Below are 19445 nucleotides of genomic sequence, written 5' to 3' on the forward strand. Positions count from 1 at the left end.
CCCGCCTTGGACGTCGGTGAACGACTGCAATCGATCCGCAAGCTCAAAGGGCTTTCCCAGCGCGAACTCGCCAAACGCGCGGGCGTCACCAACAGCACCATTTCGATGATCGAAAAGAACAGCGTGAGCCCTTCGATCAGTTCGCTGAGAAAGGTGCTCGGCGGCATTCCCATGTCCATGGTCGAGTTCTTTTCCGAAGAGATCCTGCAAGACCAGCCAACCCAGATCGTCTACAAGGCCAACGAGCTGATCGACATTTCCGACGGCGCCGTGACCATGAAGCTGGTCGGCCGCGCGCACCCGAGCCGCGCCATCGCCTTCCTCAATGAAATCTACCCGCCGGGCGCCGATACCGGCGAAGAAATGCTCACCCACGAGGGCGAGGAAACCGGGATTCTGGTCGAGGGTCGTCTGGAACTGGTGGTCGGCCTGGAAACTTTTATCCTCGAAGCCGGCGACAGCTACTATTTTGAAAGTACCAAGCCGCATCGTTTCCGTAATCCCTTCGATGTGCCTGCGCGACTGATCAGCGCAGCCACACCGGCGAATTTCTAAAGCAAGAGGTGCCAGGCCCTGATGGCCAAGGCTCCCGAACCGTTTGACCGATGCGCAACAAGACCCCTTTAAAAATGGGGTTGTTTCGGTGTGGCGGGCTACCCGCTATACTTGCGCCCGCCTGCGAACCGTGGCCGCAGGCGTGAATAGCCACCATTGAGGGTGAACGCGTGAACCTAATTATGAAAATGCTGGCTGCACCAGCAACCGTACTGGCCCTCTGGGCTGTCAGCGCTCAAGCTGCGACCGGTGACGACATTGCCAAACGCCTCGAGCCGGTTGGCCAGGTGTGTGTTCAGGGCAAGGAATGCAAGGGGATGGAAGTGGTTGCAAGCGCTGGCGGCGGCGGGGGAGCCAAGGCGCCTAAAGACGTGATCGCCAAACACTGCAACGCTTGTCACGGCACCGGTCTGCTGGGCGCGCCGAAAATCGGTGACAAGGCCGCCTGGAAAGAGCGGGCCGATCACCAGGGTGGTCTGGACGGCATCCTCGCCAAAGCGATTACCGGTGTTAATGCGATGCCACCTAAAGGCACCTGCGCTGATTGCACCGATGAGGAACTCAAGGGCGCGATCAAAGAGATGTCCGGTCTGTAATCAGCGGCGCTCTGGACGTAACAAAAACCGTCTTCGGACGGTTTTTTTGTGCTTGTGGTTTTTGCTCTTTCGATTAATTCAAAATCCTGACCCTCACCCCAGCCCTCTCCCGGAGGGAGAGGGGGCCGACGGAGGCGACTTTCGCTGCACATCGACCTGAAAGATCGTGGCGATTATGGATTCAGCACATCATTTTCAAGTCGGTGTATCTCTCCAATATCCCCCATTCAGTCCCCTCTCCCTCCGGGAGAGGGTCAGGGTGAGGGCAACCATCTCGAGGCGGACAAACACTCAAAACCAAACGCTATCCTTTGCAGCAAACTCAAGGCAATCTCGGTCTACCCCTATCAACGGAACGGGCGGGAGGCTTCAGATGGTGCAGTTGTGTTCGATCGAACAGGCAGTGGACGACGTGCTTGCACGCTTGCCGGCGCATGTCCACATGGGCCTGCCGCTGGGGCTGGGCAAACCCAACCACTTCGTCAACGCGCTGTACCGGCGGATCAAAGACCTGCCCGAGCGCCAGCTGACGATTTACACCGCGCTTTGCCTGGGTCGGCCGAGTCTGGGCGAAGGTTTGCAGAAGCGCTTTATAGAGCCCTTTGTCGAACGGGTTTTCGGCGATTACCCCGAGTTCGGTTTTCTCGCTGATCTACAGCGCGACAGCCTGCCCGCCAACATCCGCATTCAACAGTTCTTCATGCAGCCCGGCAGCCTGCTCAACAGCGCCCCGGCACAGCAGGATTACGTCAGCAGCAACTACAGCCATGCCGCCCGCGATATCAACGGCGCCGGCCTGAATCTGGTCGCGCAGTTGCTCGCCAGCAGCAGCGAACACCCGGACCGCCTGAGTCTGAGCTGCAACCCCGACATCACACTCGATCTATTGCCACTGATCGCCAAGCGCCGCGAAGCCGGAGAGACGATTGTGCTGGTCGGCCAGGTTCACACCGATCTGCCGTACATGCCCGGGGATGCCGAAGTCGATATCGACACCTTTGATTTGCTGATCGACGAGAAGGACAGCTGCACGCTGTTCTCAACGCCGAACATGCCCGTCGGTTTCCAGGACCACTTCATCGGTTTACATGCCAGCACGCTGGTGCGCGACGGCGGCACGCTGCAGATCGGCATCGGTTCGATGGGCGACGCACTGACCGCTGCATTGCTCGCCCGTCAGGCCGACAACGCGGGTTATCGGGCGCTGCTCGATGACGTCAATCTGAGCCAGTGGGCGCAACTGATCGAGCGCGAGGGCGGCACCGCGCCGTTCGCCAAAGGCTTGTATGGCTGCAGTGAAATGTTCGTCAACGGCCTGCTGGTTTTGGCGGAGGCGGGGATCATCCGGCGCAAGGTCTACCCGGACGTGCCGACCCAGGAGCAGGCCAATGCCGGCACCCTCGACGAGGCGGCGCAGCCTGACGGCATTTGCGTACACGGCGGCTTCTTCCTCGGCCCGCGCAGTTTCTATGAGCGTTTGCGTGAGTTGCCGCCAAGCAAAATGCTCGAATTCAACATGACCCGCATCAGCTACATCAACGAGCTATACGGGCAGGAAGAGCTCAAGCGTTTGCAACGCCTCGATGCGCGGTTCATCAACACGGTATTCACCATGACCCTGCTCGGCGCCGGGGTGGCTGACCAGTTGCAGGACGGGCGCGTGCTCAGCGGCGTCGGCGGGCAGTACAACTTCGTCGCCCAGGGCCATGCGCTGGATGGGGCGCGATCGATTCTGATCTTGCGCAGCTGGCGCGAATCGGCTGGCGAGGTCAGTTCGAATATCGTCTGGGAATACGGTCATTGCACGATTCCGCGGCATTTACGCGATATCGTCGTCACCGAATACGGTATCGCCGACCTGCGCGGCAAACCCGACGCGGCGGTGATCGAAGCGCTGCTCAATATCAGCGACTCGCGCTTCCAGCCGGGGCTGATCGAACAGGCGCAAAAGGTCGGCAAACTGCCAAAGGACTTCCGCATCGATCCGCGTTTTGCCGACAACACGCCGCAACGCTTGCAGGCGATCGCCGAACGGCATCCGAATCTGTTTCCAGAATATCCGCTGGGCTGTGATTTCACCGCGATCGAGCGGGACCTGCTGCGTGCGCTGAACTGGCTGAAGAGCAAGTTCAAGCTGACCGAGATACTGGAATTGGGCAAAGCTGCGCTGGATGCGCCGGAGGCATCAGCGTTTCCGGAACATCTGGAACGGATGCAGCTCACAAACCCGGAGGGGCTGAAAGAGGACCTTTTCCAACGCCTGCTGCTCACAGGCCTCAAAGCCACCGCGCAATAACTGCGCGCCTCAAAACCAACTGTGGGAGCCAGCCTGCTGGCGATGGCGGCGCATCAGTCACCGAAAGGGTCGACTGACACTGCGCTATCGCGAGCAGGCTCACTCCTACAGGGGATCGCCGGTGTGGCGGGTTATTCGATGAAGGTTACAACGCCGTCCTTCAACGATTTCACGCGGGCCAGCGACTCGACGCGGTAGCCCTGCGAATCCAGCTCGGCGCGGCCGCCCTGGAACGATTTCTCGATGACGATGCCCAGACCGGCCACGGTGGCGCCGGCCTGTTTGATGATCGAGATCAGCGCCTGCGACGCCTTACCGTTGGCCAGGAAGTCGTCGATGATCAGCACGCGGTCGCTGCTGGTCAGGTGGCGCGGGGAAATCGCCACGGTGCTTTCGGTCTTCTTGGTGAACGAGTAGACGGTTGCCGACAGCAGGTTTTCAGTCAGGGTCAGGGACTGCTGCTTGCGGGCAAAGATCACCGGCACGCCGAGGTTCAAGCCGGTCATGATCGCCGGGGCGATGCCCGAAGCTTCGATGGTGACGATCTTGGTGATCCCCGAGTCCTTGAACAGCGTGGCGAATTCGTCGCCGATCAGCTTCATCAGGGCCGGGTCGATCTGGTGGTTCAGGAAGGCGTCGACCTTCAGGACCTGGTCGGAAAGCACAATGCCTTGTTCGCGGATTTTCTGCTGCAATGCTTCCATGAAGCTGTCCTCATTTGGCGCCTGGTGCGCCGAAGGTCTAGTAAAAAGTGGTCAATTCTAGCGCTTTAACATCGCGCGTATATCGGCCAAAGCGTTATTGCCGCGCACGGCTTTGACTTCGGTCGGGGTGTCGTCGTTGCCTTCCCAGGCGAGGTCGTCCGGCGGCAGCTCATCGAGGAAACGGCTCGGTGCACAGTCGATGGTCTCGCCGTACTGCTTGCGCTTGGCGGCGAAAGTAAACGCCAGGGTCTGACGGGCGCGGGTGATACCCACGTAGGCCAGGCGGCGTTCTTCTTCGATGGTGTCGGCTTCGATGCTGGAGCGGTGCGGGAGGATTTCCTCTTCCATGCCCATGATGAACACGTAAGGGAATTCCAGCCCCTTGGAGGCGTGCAATGTCATCATTTGCACGCCTTCGGCGCCGTCCTCTTCTTCCTGCTGACGTTCGAGCATGTCGCGCAGCACCAATTTGCCGATGGCGTCCTCGATGGTCATTTCGCCTTCTTCGTCTTTTTCGAGGGTGTTTTTCAACGCCTCGATCAAGAACCAGACGTTGCTCATGCGGTAGTCGGCTGCCTTGTCGCTGGAGCTGTTGGTGCGCAGCCAGTTCTCGTAGTCGATGTCCATGACCATGCTGCGCAGCGCCGAGATCGGGTCTTCACCGGCGCACTGCTCGCGGACCTTGTCCATGAAGCGCTTGAAGCGCGACAGGCGATCGGTGAAGCGGCTGTCCAGATGCTCGCCGAGGCCGATTTCGTCGGTGGCGGCGTACATCGAGATCTTGCGTTCGGTGGCGTAGTTGCCGAGTTTTTCCAGGGTGGTCGAGCCGATTTCGCGGCGCGGCACATTGATCACTCGCAGAAAGGCGTTGTCGTCATCCGGGTTTACGATCAGGCGGAAGTAGGCCATCAGGTCCTTCACTTCCTGGCGGCCGAAAAAGCTGTTGCCGCCGCTGAGGCGATACGGCACCTGATGGTGCTGCAGCTTCAATTCGATCAGTTTGGCCTGATAGTTACCGCGATAGAGAATCGCGAAATCGCTGTAAGGGCGGTCAGTGCGCAGGTGCAGGCTGAGGATTTCCATGGCCACGCGCTCGGCTTCGGCGTCTTCGTTGCGGCAGCGGATCACGCGGATCTCGTCACCGTGGCCCATTTCACTCCACAGCTGCTTTTCGAATTCGTGCGGGTTGTTCGAGATCAGCACGTTGGCGCAGCGCAGGATGCGACTGGTCGAACGGTAGTTCTGCTCGAGCATCACCACTTTCAGCGACGGGTAGTCGTCCTTGAGCAGCATCAGGTTTTCCGGCCGCGCGCCGCGCCAGGCGTAGATCGACTGGTCGTCGTCGCCGACCACGGTGAACTGGTTGCGCTTGCCGATCAGCATCTTCACCAGCAGGTACTGGCTGGCGTTGGTGTCCTGATATTCATCGACCAGCAGGTAACGCACCTTGTTCTGCCACTTTTCGAGAATGTCGGCGTGTTCTTCGAAGAGTTTCACCGGCAGCAGGATCAGGTCGTCGAAGTCCACCGCGTTGAACGCCTTGAGCGTGCGCTGGTAGTGGGTGTAGACGATGGCGGCGGTCTGCTCCTTGGGGTTGCGCGCGTTTTCCAGCGCCTGCGGCGGCAGGATCAGGTCGTTTTTCCAGGCGCCGATCATGTTCTTGATCTCGTCGACGCCATCGTCGCCTGCATATTCCTTCTGCATGATGTCGGTCATCAGGGCTTTGACGTCGGTCTCGTCGAAGATCGAGAAACCGGGTTTGTAGCCCAGCCGCGCATGCTCTTTGCGGATAATGTTCAGGCCCAGGTTGTGGAAGGTGCAGACCGTCAGGCCGCGGCCTTCGCCGGCACGCAGCAGGCTGCCGACCCGCTCTTTCATCTCGCGCGCGGCCTTGTTGGTAAACGTCATGGCGACGATGTATTGGGCGCGGATGCCGCAGTTCTGGATCAGGTGCGCGATTTTGCGCGTGATCACGCTGGTCTTGCCGGAGCCAGCACCGGCGAGCACCAATAGAGGGCCGCCGACGTAGTTCACGGCTTCTTGCTGCCGGGGATTGAGTCGGGACATACGAAAATTCGGGAGTCGTTGACGAAATGGGCCGGCATTTTAACAGGCTCAGCGAATTGTGCTGCTCTGTCCGACTTGTGACGTACCACGCGATGCGGATTTGCCGGTTTTGTTACTTTCACGCAGGATGCGCGGTGATTTTGCGGCTAATGTTCTCGTTTGTGACCAAAGATAACGTTTTGTCCGACGTTGATGGTCATGCGCATTGGTCAATGTTACACACAACGGCATAATGCCCAGCCCACATCTTTGCAGAGTCTAGGGAGTCAGCTTGTCTACGCCTGTCGAGCCCTTGCGTTTGCTGTTACTGGCCGAAGAGCCAGCGTGGACAGCGTTATTGCGCGAGTGTCTGGCGCCCATGGGGAGCGCGGCGGTGCTGATCAGCGCGCCGAGCTGGGAGTCGGTCAGCAGCCTGTTCGAAGACAACCGCCATGCGGTGTTATTGACCATTCCTGCGTTGCAACCGGCACCGGGCCGTTGCAGCCTGCCGACGGTATTGCTGCTCGATCACGAACCGGCCACGGCGCCGGACGGGGTCAGTGACTGGTTGGCATTCGATGTCCTCGACGCCGGCATGCTGCGCCGTTGCCTGCGCCATGTGCGCGAGCGCGGCGTGCTCGAAAACACGTTGCAGCGCCTGGCCGAACAGGATCCGCTGACCGGTATCGCCAACCGCCAGGGTTTCCAGACCTTGCTGACGGCGCGTCTGGCGGAAAACGACGGCCGTGGCCTGGCCCTTGGGCATCTCGATCTCGACAATTTTCGCCATGCCAACGACGCCCTCGGCCATCAGGCCGGCGACCGGCTGATTCTGCAAGTGGTCGCACGGCTGAAAAGCCAGCTGGAGGCCGGTGATCAACTGGCGCGCCTGGGCAGCGATGAATTCGCCTTGCTGATCGACACCCGCCGTGCGCCGGAGCGGGCCGAGTGGATGGCCGAGCGCATTACCGAAGCGCTGGCCGAACCGTATTGGGTCGATGGCGAGAGCCTGTTGATCGGCTCCAGCCTCGGCATCGCCCACGCCCGCGCGCAGGCCGGTGCCGACCCGCTGATGTGGCACGCGCACATTGCCATGCAGCAAGCCAAAAGCACTCAGGGCTGTACCTTTCATATCTTTAACGAGCGTATCAACCGCAACGCGCGCAGCATGGCCGATCTGGAAAGCGAGCTGCGCCGGGCGCTGCGGCGCGATGAGCTGGAGCTGCATTACCAGCCACGGCTGAATCTTGAGGATGGCCAGATCGTCGGCCTCGAAGCCCTGGTGCGCTGGCGTCATGGCGAACGCGGCCTGTTGCCACCGAGCGAATTCGTGCCGCTGGCCGAGCAGAGCGGTTTGATCGTACCGCTGGGCTACTGGGTGATTTCCCGCGCCCTGCGCGACATGCAGGCGCTGCGCGGGCAAGGCTTGCCGGCGCTGCACATGGCAATCAACCTGTCGTTCCGCCAGTTTCAGGACAGCCAGTTGCTGCCGACCTTGAGCCGTCTGATTCTGGAACGCGGGGTCGAGGCGCAATGGCTGGAATTCGAACTGACCGAAACCGCGGTGATGCGCCGCAGCGATCTGGTCAAGCAGACCATGGACGCCCTTGGCCGCCTCGGCGTGCGCTTTTCGCTGGATGACTTCGGCACCGGGTTCTCTTCATTCGTACACCTCAACAGCCTGCCGATCACCTTGCTGAAGATCGACAAAAGTTTTGTCGGCGGCATGGAACAGCGTGAAGAGAACCGCAAACTGGTGCACGCGATGATCAATCTTGCGCACAACCTGCAGCTGGAAGTGGTGGCCGAAGGCGTGGAGACTTCCGAGCAACTGGAACTGCTGCGCGGGTTCGGTTGCGATCAGGTGCAGGGTTACCTGATCAGCCGGCCGTTGCCGCTGGCGGAGCTGGTGGAGTACCTGGTGTCTGGATCGAGTCAGCAGCCAGCCCTGGAAATCGTGAGCTGAACATCTGTCCCTGTAGGCCTTCGCCTGCTCGCGATAGCTTTCCAACGGCCGACATTCGCATTGTCTGATACACCGCTATCGCGAGCAGGCGAAGGCCTACAGGGGACCTCATTCGGCTTGAGGGATGTTGAAGCCCTGAGATTGCGGCTCGCGCCGAATCATCCGCTGCATCTTCCACTCAAACGCCAGCGTCAGGCTCACCGCCGCGCACGCCAACCCGAGTGCCAGCCCCCACCAGACCCCGGTCGGCCCCCCGTTCAGGTGGAACGCCATCCACCACGCCGCCGGCGCGCCGATCAGCCAGTAGCAAGCAAGCCCGACCAGAAACGTAGTCTTGGCGTCCTTGAGCCCGCGAATACAGCCCATCGCGATCGTCTGCGTGCCATCGAACAGCTCGAACCAGGCCGCCACGGCCAGCAGGCTGACCGCGAGGCGGATCACCTCGGCAAACGCCGGGTCGTCATGGTCAAGGAACAACCCGACCAGTTCGTTCGGCAATAGCCAGAACACCAAGGCAAAACCGAGCATCACCACTGCACCGAAGACGATGCCGACGCGACCGGACATGCGCGCGTCAATCAGTTGCCCGGCGCCGTAATGCTGGCCGACGCGCATGGTGATCGCATAGGACATTCCGGCCGGCACCATGAACGCCACCGAAACGATCTGCAACGCGATCTGGTGCGCGCCCATTTGCGTACTGCCCATGGTGCCCATGCACAGCGCGGCGAAGGCAAACAAACCGACTTCCACCGCATAGGTGCCGCCGATTGGCAGGCCGAGGCGCCACAGTTCTTTCAGGTATTGCCGGTTGGGCCGCGCCAGCCCGGCACGCAAGGGATAAGCGTCGTACGCCGGATGCCGACGGATATGCCAGGCCAGCACCAGTGCCATGCAGTTGGCAACAATCGCCGTGACCAGGCCAATACCGGTCAGTCCGAGCTGCGGCAGGCCGAACATGCCGGTGATCAAGGCGTAATTGAGCAAGAAGTTGGCCACGGTGCCGGCGAGGCTGATGACCATCACCGGCGTCGCTCGACCAATCGCACTGGTGAAACCACGCAACGCCATGAAGCTCAGGTAGCCGGGCAGGGCGAAGGGCAGGGCGATCAGAAATTGCCCGGCGGCATTGACGTTGGTTTCGGTCTGGCCGAACAGCAACAATACCGGTTTGAGGTTCCACAACAACAGGCCGGCCCCCAGCGCCATCAGCCACGCCAGCCACAAACCGGCCTGGGTCAGGCGCGCCGCACCGATGATATCGCCGGCACCCTGCCGAATCGCCACCAGCGTGCCGACGGCGGCGATCACGCCGATGCAGAAAATCGACACGAACGAATAGCTCGCCGCGCCCAGGCCTCCGCCCGCCAAGGCCTCGGGACTCAGGCGCGCCATCATTAGCGTGTCAGTCAGCACCATGAGCATGTGCGCCAACTGGGAAGCGATCAGCGGCCCGGCCAGCCGCAAAATGGCCCAGAGTTCGCTACGCACAGGATGCTGCATGTCATCACCACTCGATTCAGAGGGAACAGGAGAGCATCGATTCTCGGCGTGTGGGCGTAATTGCACAAAGGGATAAAAAGGATGGGTGGCATGATTAAAACTCATCCAGCGCCGATTCTGCTAAGTTGGCCGCATCCCGCCACTGGAGCCTTGCACATGTCCCGTCGCCTTCCACCGTTGTATGCCCTGCGCGCATTCGAAGCGGCGGCGCGGCATAGCTCGTTCACCCGCGCTGCTGAAGAGTTGTCGATTACCCAGAGTGCAGTGAGTCGACATATCCGCACCCTCGAAGAACACTTTGCCTGCCGGTTGTTTCAGCGCAGCGGGCGCAATTTGCAACTGACCGAAGCCGCGCGGCTTTTATTGCCGGGCATTCGCGAAGGTTTCACTGCGCTGGAGCGCGCCTGCAACACTTTGCGCGCCGAAGACGACATCCTGCGCATGAAGGCGCCGTCGACCCTGACCATGCGCTGGCTGTTGGCGCGCCTGAGTCGCTTTCGCCATTTGCAGCCGGGCAACGAAGTACAACTGACCAGCGCGTGGATGGACATCGATTCGGTGGATTTCAATGATGAACCGTTCGATTGCGCCGTGCTGCTGAGCGACGGCCATTTTCCGCCGGACTGGGAAGCCAGCCTGTTGTTTGCCGAGGAGCTGATTCCTGTCGGTGCGCCTAATCTGCTCAACGACCAACCGTGGGATGTGGAGCGGCTGGCCACCACCGAATTGCTTCATCCGACCCCGGACCGTCGCGACTGGCGCAGTTGGCTGGAATGCATGGGATTGTCGGATCAGGTTTCACTCAAGGGCGGGCAAGTGTTCGATACCCTCGAACTGGGGATGATCGCTGCGGCGCGCGGCTACGGCGTGTCGATGGGCGATCTGTTGATGGTGGCTGAAGATGTCGCCCAAGGACGTCTGAGCCTGCCGTGGCCGACGGCGGTCGCCAGTGGCCTGAACTATTACCTGGTGTGGCCGAAAACCCGTCCCGGAGGTGAACGTTTGCGCCGCCTCAGTGACTTCCTCCAGGGCGAAGTTCGCGCCATGGAACTGCCAGCGGTGGCGCGCTTGAGCTGAAACGTTGGAGCGGCGACAATGCAGGCCTTAAGCCATACCCACGTTGCGCGCTCAAGTATTCGGATTCACCGCCGACTATGAGCAAGTGGAACCGTCGTGCCGGTTCCAGGCTGCACCCCCATTATTAGAATATTTTCCCGGGCATTTACCGCGATCAAGGAGGATTCGGTGGCTCGGCCAGGAGCTGTTCATGTCTCAACCTCGTGCTCGGATCGCCTCGCAGCTGGGCCTCGCCCTCGCCGTGATACTGGCGATTGTCATCAGCGGCAGTACGGTGTTCGCCCTGCGTTCGCTGGACTCTGCCAACCTCGCCACCCGTGAAGAGCATCTGGCCAGTGAGGCGCGGCTGCTGGCCGACCAACTGAGCACGTTCCACGGCACCTTGCGTGAAAGCACCCTGCGCCTGAGCGGCTTGTTCGAAAAGCGCTTCGGCAGCGGCCTGAGCGTGCACCCTGACCAGCCCGTGACCGTGGCCGGCGTGCAGACCCCAGGCCTGCATCTGGGCAACGAAGTGCTGAACAACAACTTCAAGGAAGTCGACGAGTTCAAGCAGATGACCGCCGGTGTGGCTACGGTGTTCGTGCGCAGCGGCGAAGACTTCATTCGCGTCAGCACCAACGTCAGCAAGCAGGACGGCACCCGCGCCATCGGCACCGTGCTCGATCATGCCAACCCGGCGTACGCGAAGTTGATGGCGGGGCAGAGTTACGTCGGCCGCTCGCTGCTGTTCGAGCGCTATTACATGTCGCAGTACACGCCGGTGCGTGACGGCAGCGGCAAGATCATTGCCGTGTTGTATGTCGGCTTCGATTACACCGACGCGCAGAACGCCCAGTTCGCCAACCTCAAGCGCTTCCGCATCGGCCAGACCGGCTCGCTGGCCCTGCTCGACGAGCAGAATAAATGGCTGGTGCCGATCGCCGGTGTCCAGTCGCTGGACCAAGCGGTGCCAGCCATCAACGCACTGGTGAAAACTCCGGGTAAAGGCGAGTTCTGGAGCGACAACGGCGAAGATTTCTACAGCATTGCCGTGCCGTTCGAAGGTGGCCCGTGGTCGGTGGTGGCGAGCATGCCGAAAGCCGAGATTCGCGCGGTGACCTGGAGCGTCGGCACGCAACTGGCAATTGGCAGTCTGCTGGCGATGTTGCTGGCGGTCGGTTCGGTAGTCTGGCTGCTGCGCAGCAAACTGGCGCCGTTGAGCGATCTGGTTCGGCAGGCCGAAGCGTTGGGCGCGGGTGATCTGAGCGTACGTCTGAACGTGTCGAGCAACGATGAAATCGGTCAGTTGTCCCGTGCGTTCAACCAGATGAGCCAGGCCTTGTCGACCATGGTCGAGCACATCCGTCGCTCCTCGGAAGAGGTCAACAGCCGGGCGCAGGCGTTGTCCGGGCTGTCCGGCGGTGCCTATGACGGCATGGAGCAGCAGTCCGGCGAGATCACCAGCATGGCCGGCGCGGTGGAAGAGTTCAGCGCGACCTCGCTGAACATCGCCGACAACATGAGCGCCACCCAGCGTCTGGCCCAGGAAAATGCTCAGCAGACGCAGATCGGCCGCAGCTCGATGGAAGAAGCCTCGTCGTCGCTTGAGCAAATCGCCGGCGCCCTCCACAGCACCGCCACCGTAATCAACACCCTCGGTCAGCGTTCCCAGGAAATCGGCGGCATCGTTGGCGTGATCACCTCGATTGCCGAGCAGACCAACCTGTTGGCACTCAACGCGGCGATCGAAGCGGCGCGTGCCGGTGAGCAGGGTCGCGGCTTTGCCGTGGTCGCCGACGAAGTGCGCAGCCTGGCCTCGCGTACCCGTCAGGCCACCGATGAAATTTCCAGCATGATTCACAGCATCCAGCAGGAAACCGGCAACGCGATCAGCACCATGGAGCAGGGCAATGTGCTGATGCAGGAAGGCCTGTCGCGCAACGCCAATGTCGCCTCGGCGCTGGCGCGGATCGATGAGCAGAGCCGTTCGGCGGGCCAGCAGTTTGCCGCGATCACCACCGCGACACAGGAGCAGAGCAGCACGGCGACATTGCTGAGCAGCAACTTGCAGAGCATTGCGCTGGCTAACAGTGAACAGCGTGAGGTTGTTTCCAACCTCGCGGTGACCGCCAAAGAGCTGGAGAAGCTGGCGGCGGATTTGCGTTCCGAGGTTGATCGCTTTCGTTGATGCGCCTCTGAAATAGCTATCGCGAGCAGGCTCGCTCCCACAGTTTTCGGGGTAGAACACACATTGTGTGAACACCCGAAAACCCTGTGGGAGCGAGCTTGCTCGCGAATGCAGCGCCGCCGATTCATGGCAAACCACTGCTGATGTCTTCCCTCTCTACTTGCTGAATCGTTTCCGCAGCGCTATAAAAATGGCACAACTCCAATAAAGGCTGCTGCCATGACCCCGCTCAAACTCGCCCTCGCACTCGGCGCACTCTCTGCTGCTTCCCACGCCATGGCCTGGGATTACGTCCTTCTCGACACCAACAAACCCGCGCAAAACTGGACCATCACCAGCGCGCAACTGGGCGTGAAAACCGACAAACCCTTTTCCGTCGGCCTGCGCACCCTGCACGGCGGCCGGCAGGAAGGCGTGAGCATCGTCGACATCGATAACGGCACAATGAAACTCTCCGTAGTGCCGACCCGTGGCATGAACGTCTTGCAGGCGTCCGTCGGCGACGTGCGGATGGGCTGGGATTCGCCGGTCAAGGAGGTGGTCAACCCGGCCTTCATCGAACTCAACGGACGCGGTGGCCTCGGCTGGCTGGAAGGCTTCAACGAACTGGTGACCCGCTGTGGTTATGAGTGGGTCGGCCATCCGGGCATGGACAATGGTGAGCTGCTGACTTTGCACGGCCGCGCCGCCAATATCCCGGCCAGTACCGTCACCCTGCACATCGACGAAAAACCGCCGTATGCCATCAGCTTGCGTGGCGAGCTGAAAGAGCAGGCGTTCAAGAAAGTCGATTTCTCCGTGGCCACCGAACTGGTCACGGTTCCAGGCAGCGCCGCCTTCAGCCTCAACGATACGCTGACCAACAACGGCGATTATCCGAAGGAATATCAGGCGCTGTATCACAGCAACTTCAGCACGCCGTTTCTTGAGCAAGGCGCCCGCTTTGCCGCGCCGGTCAAACAGGTCTCGCCATTCAACGACAAGGCCAAGGGTGATCTGGCCGACTGGCAGACCTATCGCGGGCCGACCAAGGACTACGACGAAACTGTCTACAACGTCGTGCCCTATGCCGATGCCAAGGGGCAAACGCTGACCGTGCTGCATAACAAGGCCGGTAGCCTTGGCGTCTCGGTCGGCTTCAATACCTCGCAGCTGCCGGTGTTTTCCCTGTGGAAAAATACCGATACCCAAGGGCAGGGCTATGTCACCGGCCTGGAACCGGGGACGAGTTTTTCCTACAACCGCCGCTATCAGCGTCCGCTGAATCTGGTGCCGACCATTGCGCCGAAAGCCAGCCAGCAGTTCCAGATCAGTTACAGCCTGCTCGCGGACAAGGGGGCCGTGGATAACGCCCTGAAGCGTGTGACCGAGATTCAGGCCGGGCGTGAAACCGAGGTTCGGCAGACGCCGCTGGTTGATCTGACCGCGCATTAAGGCGTCGCCGGCCGATATTGCAGCGCCTCGGCCAAGTGCTCACGGTTGATGGCGTCGGCTTGCTCGAGGTCTGCCAGAGTACGGGCAACCTTGAGCAAGCGATGCGCCGAGCGTAGCGACAGGGTCAGACGTTCGCAGGCGGTTTCCAGCCAGGTTTCATCGGCTGTGGATAACTTGCAATGGCGCTTCAGTCCTGGCAAATCGAGAAAGGCATTGGCGCAGCCCTGCCTTTTTTGCTGTCGTTCACGGGCCTCGGCAACCAACGCGGCAGCGCTGGCACTGTCTTCGCCCGGCTTCACCTGCGGGTTCAACGCCGTCGCCTCGCGCGCCACCGTCAGGTGCAAATCGATGCGATCGAGGAGCGGCCCCGACAGTTTGTTGCGATAGCGCTGGACCATGTCCGGTGTGCATGAACACTTGCCGCTCGGCTCTCCAAGATATCCACAGGGACACGGATTCATCGCCGCCACCAACTGAAACCGCGCGGGAAACCGCACGCGATCCTTGGCTCGGGCAATCACGATGTGCCCTGACTCTAACGGTTCGCGCAAAACCTCCAATACCTTGCGATCGAACTCCGGCAGTTCGTCGAGAAACAGCACGCCGTGGTGGGCGAGGGTGATCTCTCCGGGTTGCGGTTTCGAGCTGCCACCGACCAGTGCCGGCCCGGATGCCGAATGGTGCGGTTGGCGGAAGGGGCGTTGTGGCCAATGGGTCAGCGGCGCACCGCTGGCAACCGACTGGATCGCCGCGACCTCCAGCGCTTCACTCTCGGCCAGCGGCGGCAGAAGCCCCGGCAGACGACTTGCCAGCAACGTCTTGCCCGTTCCCGGCGGCCCGCTGAACAGCAGGTTATGCGCGCCAGCCGCCGCGATCAGCAACGCACGTTTGGCTGCCTTCTGACCCTGCACTTCATTCAAGTCGGGATAGGGCTTGCTGGCATGCATCAAGCCGTCAGAGATATAAGGCTCAACCGGCGTATGCCCGTTGAAATGCGCCACAGCCTCCAGCAAATGATCCACCGCAAACACCTTAAGTCCCGAAGCCAGACACGCTTCTTCTGCATTCGCCCGCGGCACCACTAACGCGCGCCCAGCCTTGCGCGCCGCCAAGGCTGCCGGCAACACGCCGCGCACTGGCCGTACCGCGCCGGACAACGCCAGTTCGCCCAGACACTCCACCTCATCCAGCGTCAGACACGGCACCTGCACACTCGCCGAGAGAATCCCCAAGGCAATCGCCAGATCAAAGCGCCCACCATCCTTGGGCAGATCCGCTGGCGCCAGATTCAATGTGATCCGCCGCGCCGGAAACTGCAGCCCGGAATTGATGATCGCGCTGCGCACCCGATCCTTGCTCTCCTTCACCGCCGCCTCGGGCAGCCCGACCATGGTCAGCGACGGCAGACCGTTAGCCAGATGGACTTCGACGGTGACAGCGGGGGCTTCCACGCCTATCTGGGCGCGACTGTGGACGATGGAGAGGGACATGGTCGTTCCTTGAGCTGAATCGGGGGCCGCTTCCTGCGGGTTTTTGAAGGGTAGTTGGAAGAGGAGGCTTAAGCGGGTCGAGCGGAGCGCGAAAATTTCTCAGGATGTTGCTGGAACAAATCGCAAGGAATCTATCCAGTACTGCAAGCGGACATACGAGTTATTTATGTAGGAGAAAGCAACGGATTCGGTGAGGATGCGGGCCGCGTGAGTAGTCCATTTCTGAGAGTCTTGAAAGAACACCCAAATCACAGGATGGACTGTTTGCTTTGATGACTTCCGCGAATACACTCAAGATTAATGCATAACGTTAAGCTTTAACCTATGATCGTTAGCTTCGGATGTTCTGAAACCGAATACCTGTTCCGCAGCGGTAAATCCCGTTTCTGGTCAGCCATATTGAGTGTCGCGGAACGCAAGCTGACGATGCTTGATGCGGCAGCAGTATTAGCTGATCTCCGGTCTCCTCCTGGAAATCGGCTCGAAGCTCTGGAAGGAGATCGAAAAGGGCAATTCAGCATTCGGATCAACGCCCAATGGCGAATTTGCTTCGTCTGGGGGCTTAATGGTCCTGAGGGTGTGGAAATCGTCGATTATCACTGAGGTGACTATGACTAAGAATGGTATGCGTCCGGTTCATCCCGGTGAGATCCTCAAAGAAGAGTATCTGGAGCCTTTGAGTCTTACAGCAGCTGCGTTGGCGAGAGCACTAAATGTGTCGACTCCGACGGTGAACGATATTGTTCTACAGCGGCGAGGTGTCAGCGCTGATATGGCGTTAAGGCTTGCTATCTGCCTGGACACCACCCCTGAGTTTTGGCTGAACCTGCAATCGACTTATGATTTGCGAAAAGCTGAGATTGAGAAAGGAGCTTCCATCCGTGATCAGGTTGAACGGCTGGCACATTGCGCTTGAATCCGAATTCAAGGTCGCACGGGTGGGAACTCAAGAGTTGCGGTAACTCTTTCTCAGAGAACATTTGTAAGGCGTCCTTTGGACGCCTTTTTTGCTATCTGGTCGCAGCCTTCGGCAGCTCCTGGGGGGCGCGGATTATTCCGCAGGCGGCGCCAGCTTCGCTTCCATCTCGGCAACTTTCGCTTCAAGGCTCTCAAGCCGTGCACGCGTTCGGGCCAACACCACCATCTGACTATCAAACTCTTCACGGCTGACCAGGTCGAGTGTGCTGAAGGCGCTTTGCAGCAGCATCTTGAACTGGCTTTCGATTTCGGCTTTCGGCAGCGGGGTGTCGCCGCTGAACAGGCGGGAGGCGGTGCCGCTCAGGGCGTCGAGGAAGTCTTTGGGCGCGAGCATGGTGGATGTCCTGGAAACAATGGGCGGCAGTGTATCACGCAGTGTCTATAGTCAATCCCGTGGTCAGAGATGCACGCTTTTCGCGCAGGCCTACGGACGGCGGCGCACCGTTGTTGTGCGTATCGGCACGGCGGTTTGCGCAAGAGTGTCTGCTGTAGCGGCCAAGGGACTGAAATCATAGGGTTTTGGCGAGATGGCAAGGTTTCTGCTTAGTCACCTTCGACCCATGCACTGATGCAGTCGCTGTGACGAATGCAGTGCGGCAGACGGAGCGGGGAGTTTCGTCTGGATGCGGTTAGCTGGCGTCAGTCGGGCAGGCAAGGCCGACGATGCGTTACAAAGCCAGGCACTGCGCTTAGACTTGAGTCGGGTTTGTTTTCCTGGGGCAAGTCCACCAATTCGGGAGAGAGTTTCATGAAGCTAGTCACTGCCATCATCAAGCCGTTCAAGTTGGACGACGTGCGCGAGTCGCTGTCCGAAATCGGCGTGCAGGGCATTACCGTTACTGAAGTCAAAGGTTTCGGCCGGCAGAAGGGTCACACCGAGCTGTATCGCGGCGCGGAATATGTGGTCGATTTTCTGCCCAAGGTGAAAATCGACGTGGCCATCGACGACAAGGATCTGGACCGGGTTATCGAAGCGATAACCAAGGCCGCCAACACCGGCAAGATCGGTGACGGCAAGATCTTCGTGGTCAATCTGGAACAGGCGATCCGCATCCGTACCGGCGAAACCGATACCGACGCGATCTAAGCCGCCACAAACCCCAACGCCCCAGGAGAAAACAATATGACTCTGCGTAAATTCGCAGGGCTAGGAGCCCTGTTGTCCATCGTAATGCCCGGCCTTGCAATGGCGGCAGACGAAGTGGCAGCCCCAGTCCTCAATTCCGGCGACACTGCCTGGATGCTCACCTCGACAGCCCTTGTGCTGTTCATGACCATTCCTGGCCTGGCGCTGTTCTACGGCGGCATGGTCCGCTCGAAAAACATACTTTCCGTGATGATGCAGTGCTTCGCCATTACCGGTCTGATCAGCATCCTGTGGGTCATTTATGGCTACAGCATTGCGTTCGACACCACCGGCATGGAGCAGGGCGTCGTCAACTTCAATTCGTTCTTCGGTGGCATGGGCAAGGCGTTCCTCGCCGGTGTCACGCCTTCGAGCATTACCGGCCCGGCGGCGCTGTTCCCTGAAGCGGTGTTCATCACCTTCCAGATGACCTTCGCGATCATCACCCCGGCGCTGATCGTCGGTGCATTTGCCGAGCGCATGAAGTTCTCCGCGATGCTGATCTTCATGGGCATCTGGTTCACCCTCGTTTATGCACCGATTGCGCACATGGTCTGGTCCGGCAACGGCGGCCTGATGTGGGACTGGGGCGTACTCGACTTCGCGGGCGGCACCGTGGTGCACATCAACGCCGGTATCGCCGGTCTGGTGGCGTGCCTGGTGCTGGGCAAGCGCAAAGGCTTCCCGACCACGCCGATGGCTCCACACAACCTCGGTTACACGCTGATGGGCGCCGCCATGCTGTGGGTCGGCTGGTTCGGCTTCAACGCCGGTTCCGCTGCGGCCGCCAACGGCACTGCCGGCATGGCAATGCTGGTTACTCAGATCGCCACCGCCGCTGCGGCGCTGGGCTGGATGTTTGCCGAATGGGTCACCCATGGTAAGCCAAGCGCGCTGGGCATCGCCTCGGGTGTGGTTGCCGGCCTGGTCGCCATCACTCCGGCCGCTGGCACCGTAGGCCCGATGGGCGCACTGGTGATCGGTCTGGCGGCAGGCGTGGTGTGCTTTTTCTGCGCCACCACCCTGAAGCGCAAACTCGGTTATGACGATTCCCTGGACGCGTTCGGCGTACACGGTATCGGCGGTATCCTCGGCGCGATCCTCACCGGTGTGTTTGCAGCGCCTGCACTGGGCGGCTTCGGCACCGTGACTGACATCGGCGCACAGGTCTGGATTCAGATCAAAGGCGTCGGCTTCACGGTGATCTACACCGCGATCGTCACCTTCATCATCCTCAAGGTCCTGGACGCGGTGATGGGTCTGCGCGTGACCGAGGAAGAAGAATCGGTCGGCCTCGATCTGGCACAGCACAACGAACGCGGCTACAACCTGTAAATACGCGCAGGAAAAAAATTGCCCGGCTCGCCGGGCATTTTTTTGTCCGCGATTTGTCACTGTGAGAGCAGCTGAAAGGATTTTTCGTACAGCTTTGGTCGTGTTTACCCGTGGCGTTTTTACCCGGCGAATGGCTTACATGATTGCAGGAATATTAGGGCCTTTGTTTTTT

Annotated in this window: 16 protein-coding genes; 11 read left to right on the forward strand and 5 right to left on the reverse strand. The window is 60.3% G+C overall.

Annotation, left to right across the window (positions count from 1 at the left end; all coding sequences use genetic code 11):
* Positions 1-6: 6 nt before the first annotated feature.
* The 3 genes from BLU24_RS02130 (at position 7) to BLU24_RS02140 (ending at position 3447) form a co-directional block, all read left to right on the forward strand.
* Positions 7-555, forward strand: a complete 549-nt coding sequence (locus tag BLU24_RS02130; RefSeq protein ID WP_016772566.1) for a cupin domain-containing protein — start codon at positions 7-9, stop codon at positions 553-555.
* Positions 556-737: 182 nt separating this feature from the next.
* Positions 738-1151: a c-type cytochrome gene (locus BLU24_RS02135; protein ID WP_093096997.1), complete on the forward strand. Its 414-nt coding sequence runs from the start codon at positions 738-740 to the stop codon at positions 1149-1151.
* Positions 1152-1524: 373 nt separating this feature from the next.
* Entirely contained in the window at positions 1525-3447 is a 1923-nt protein-coding gene (locus BLU24_RS02140; protein ID WP_093097000.1) for an acetyl-CoA hydrolase/transferase C-terminal domain-containing protein, read from the forward strand.
* Positions 3448-3578: 131 nt separating this feature from the next.
* Here BLU24_RS02140 and BLU24_RS02145 read toward each other — a convergent pair whose 3' ends face one another.
* Both BLU24_RS02145 and rep read right to left on the reverse strand, forming a co-directional pair.
* The gene (locus BLU24_RS02145; protein ID WP_007962388.1) at positions 3579-4151 is read right to left on the reverse strand and encodes a xanthine phosphoribosyltransferase; all 573 of its coding nucleotides are present in this window, start codon (positions 4149-4151) and stop codon (positions 3579-3581) included.
* A 57-nt stretch (positions 4152-4208) separates the two neighbouring features.
* Positions 4209-6218 (reverse strand): DNA helicase Rep, encoded by a 2010-nt coding sequence (gene rep / locus BLU24_RS02150; protein WP_093097005.1) that lies wholly within the window; start codon positions 6216-6218, stop codon positions 4209-4211.
* 271 nt (positions 6219-6489) lie between these two features.
* On the opposite strand from rep, the gene BLU24_RS02155 reads away from it, so the two are divergent.
* Entirely contained in the window at positions 6490-8163 is a 1674-nt protein-coding gene (locus BLU24_RS02155; RefSeq protein WP_093097010.1) for a putative bifunctional diguanylate cyclase/phosphodiesterase, read from the forward strand.
* A 108-nt stretch (positions 8164-8271) separates the two neighbouring features.
* Here the strand turns inward: BLU24_RS02155 and BLU24_RS02160 are convergent, their stop codons facing one another.
* Positions 8272-9666 carry a NorM family multidrug efflux MATE transporter gene (locus BLU24_RS02160; RefSeq protein WP_093097016.1) on the reverse strand — a complete coding sequence of 465 codons (1395 nt, stop codon included), beginning with the start codon at positions 9664-9666 and terminating at the stop codon, positions 8272-8274.
* 156 nt (positions 9667-9822) lie between these two features.
* On the opposite strand from BLU24_RS02160, the gene BLU24_RS02165 reads away from it, so the two are divergent.
* From BLU24_RS02165 to BLU24_RS02175, 3 genes are all read left to right on the forward strand, one after another.
* Entirely contained in the window at positions 9823-10743 is a 921-nt protein-coding gene (locus tag BLU24_RS02165) for a LysR substrate-binding domain-containing protein (protein ID WP_093097020.1), read from the forward strand.
* A gap of 190 nt (positions 10744-10933) precedes the next feature.
* On the forward strand, positions 10934-12910 hold the full coding sequence (locus BLU24_RS02170; protein WP_093097023.1) for a methyl-accepting chemotaxis protein: 1977 nt from the start codon (positions 10934-10936) through the stop codon (positions 12908-12910).
* Positions 12911-13129: 219 nt separating this feature from the next.
* A complete protein-coding gene (locus BLU24_RS02175) occupies positions 13130-14344 on the forward strand; it encodes an aldose 1-epimerase family protein (protein ID WP_093097027.1) in 1215 nt (404 codons plus the stop codon).
* Here the strand turns inward: BLU24_RS02175 and BLU24_RS02180 are convergent.
* On the reverse strand, positions 14341-15834 hold the full coding sequence (locus BLU24_RS02180; protein WP_093097031.1) for a YifB family Mg chelatase-like AAA ATPase: 1494 nt from the start codon (positions 15832-15834) through the stop codon (positions 14341-14343). The genes BLU24_RS02175 and BLU24_RS02180 overlap by 4 nt on opposite strands.
* A gap of 324 nt (positions 15835-16158) precedes the next feature.
* Between BLU24_RS02180 and BLU24_RS02185 the strand changes: the two genes are divergently transcribed.
* Positions 16159-16437 carry a type II toxin-antitoxin system RelE/ParE family toxin gene (locus BLU24_RS02185; protein WP_093097036.1) on the forward strand — a complete coding sequence of 93 codons (279 nt, stop codon included), beginning with the start codon at positions 16159-16161 and terminating at the stop codon, positions 16435-16437.
* Between the two features lie 7 nt (positions 16438-16444).
* Entirely contained in the window at positions 16445-16750 is a 306-nt protein-coding gene (locus tag BLU24_RS02190) for a HigA family addiction module antitoxin (protein WP_093097040.1), read from the forward strand.
* Positions 16751-16885: 135 nt separating this feature from the next.
* Here the strand turns inward: BLU24_RS02190 and BLU24_RS02195 are convergent, their stop codons facing one another.
* Positions 16886-17146, reverse strand: a complete 261-nt coding sequence (locus BLU24_RS02195; protein WP_093097044.1) for an accessory factor UbiK family protein — start codon at positions 17144-17146, stop codon at positions 16886-16888.
* Positions 17147-17560: 414 nt separating this feature from the next.
* On the opposite strand from BLU24_RS02195, the gene glnK reads away from it, so the two are divergent.
* Positions 17561-17899 (forward strand): P-II family nitrogen regulator, encoded by a 339-nt coding sequence (gene glnK / locus BLU24_RS02200; protein ID WP_002555808.1) that lies wholly within the window; start codon positions 17561-17563, stop codon positions 17897-17899.
* A 36-nt stretch (positions 17900-17935) separates the two neighbouring features.
* On the forward strand, positions 17936-19273 hold the full coding sequence (locus BLU24_RS02205; protein ID WP_093097049.1) for an ammonium transporter: 1338 nt from the start codon (positions 17936-17938) through the stop codon (positions 19271-19273).
* Positions 19274-19445: the final 172 nt, after the last annotated feature.

It is taken from the genome of Pseudomonas sp. Z003-0.4C(8344-21) (assembly GCF_900104975.1).
Lineage (GTDB): Bacteria > Pseudomonadota > Gammaproteobacteria > Pseudomonadales > Pseudomonadaceae > Aquipseudomonas > Aquipseudomonas granadensis.

What these genes read in the sequence shown, in the direction of transcription:
- BLU24_RS02205 (WP_093097049.1), top strand. Translation starts at nt 17,936, where the DNA reads ATGACTCTGCGTAAATTCGCAGGGCTAGGAGCCCTGTTGTCCATCGTA.
- BLU24_RS02185 (WP_093097036.1), top strand. Translation starts at nt 16,159, where the DNA reads ATGATCGTTAGCTTCGGATGTTCTGAAACCGAATACCTGTTCCGCAGC.
- BLU24_RS02140 (WP_093097000.1), top strand. Translation starts at nt 1,525, where the DNA reads ATGGTGCAGTTGTGTTCGATCGAACAGGCAGTGGACGACGTGCTTGCA.
- BLU24_RS02135 (WP_093096997.1), top strand. Translation starts at nt 738, where the DNA reads ATGAAAATGCTGGCTGCACCAGCAACCGTACTGGCCCTCTGGGCTGTC.
- BLU24_RS02160 (WP_093097016.1), bottom strand. Translation starts at nt 9,666, where the DNA reads ATGCAGCATCCTGTGCGTAGCGAACTCTGGGCCATTTTGCGGCTGGCC.
- BLU24_RS02175 (WP_093097027.1), top strand. Translation starts at nt 13,130, where the DNA reads ATGACCCCGCTCAAACTCGCCCTCGCACTCGGCGCACTCTCTGCTGCT.
- BLU24_RS02165 (WP_093097020.1), top strand. Translation starts at nt 9,823, where the DNA reads ATGTCCCGTCGCCTTCCACCGTTGTATGCCCTGCGCGCATTCGAAGCG.
- BLU24_RS02190 (WP_093097040.1), top strand. Translation starts at nt 16,445, where the DNA reads ATGACTAAGAATGGTATGCGTCCGGTTCATCCCGGTGAGATCCTCAAA.
- rep (WP_093097005.1), bottom strand. Translation starts at nt 6,218, where the DNA reads ATGTCCCGACTCAATCCCCGGCAGCAAGAAGCCGTGAACTACGTCGGC.
- glnK (WP_002555808.1), top strand. Translation starts at nt 17,561, where the DNA reads ATGAAGCTAGTCACTGCCATCATCAAGCCGTTCAAGTTGGACGACGTG.
- BLU24_RS02195 (WP_093097044.1), bottom strand. Translation starts at nt 17,146, where the DNA reads ATGCTCGCGCCCAAAGACTTCCTCGACGCCCTGAGCGGCACCGCCTCC.
- BLU24_RS02170 (WP_093097023.1), top strand. Translation starts at nt 10,934, where the DNA reads ATGTCTCAACCTCGTGCTCGGATCGCCTCGCAGCTGGGCCTCGCCCTC.
- BLU24_RS02180 (WP_093097031.1), bottom strand. Translation starts at nt 15,834, where the DNA reads ATGTCCCTCTCCATCGTCCACAGTCGCGCCCAGATAGGCGTGGAAGCC.
- BLU24_RS02145 (WP_007962388.1), bottom strand. Translation starts at nt 4,151, where the DNA reads ATGGAAGCATTGCAGCAGAAAATCCGCGAACAAGGCATTGTGCTTTCC.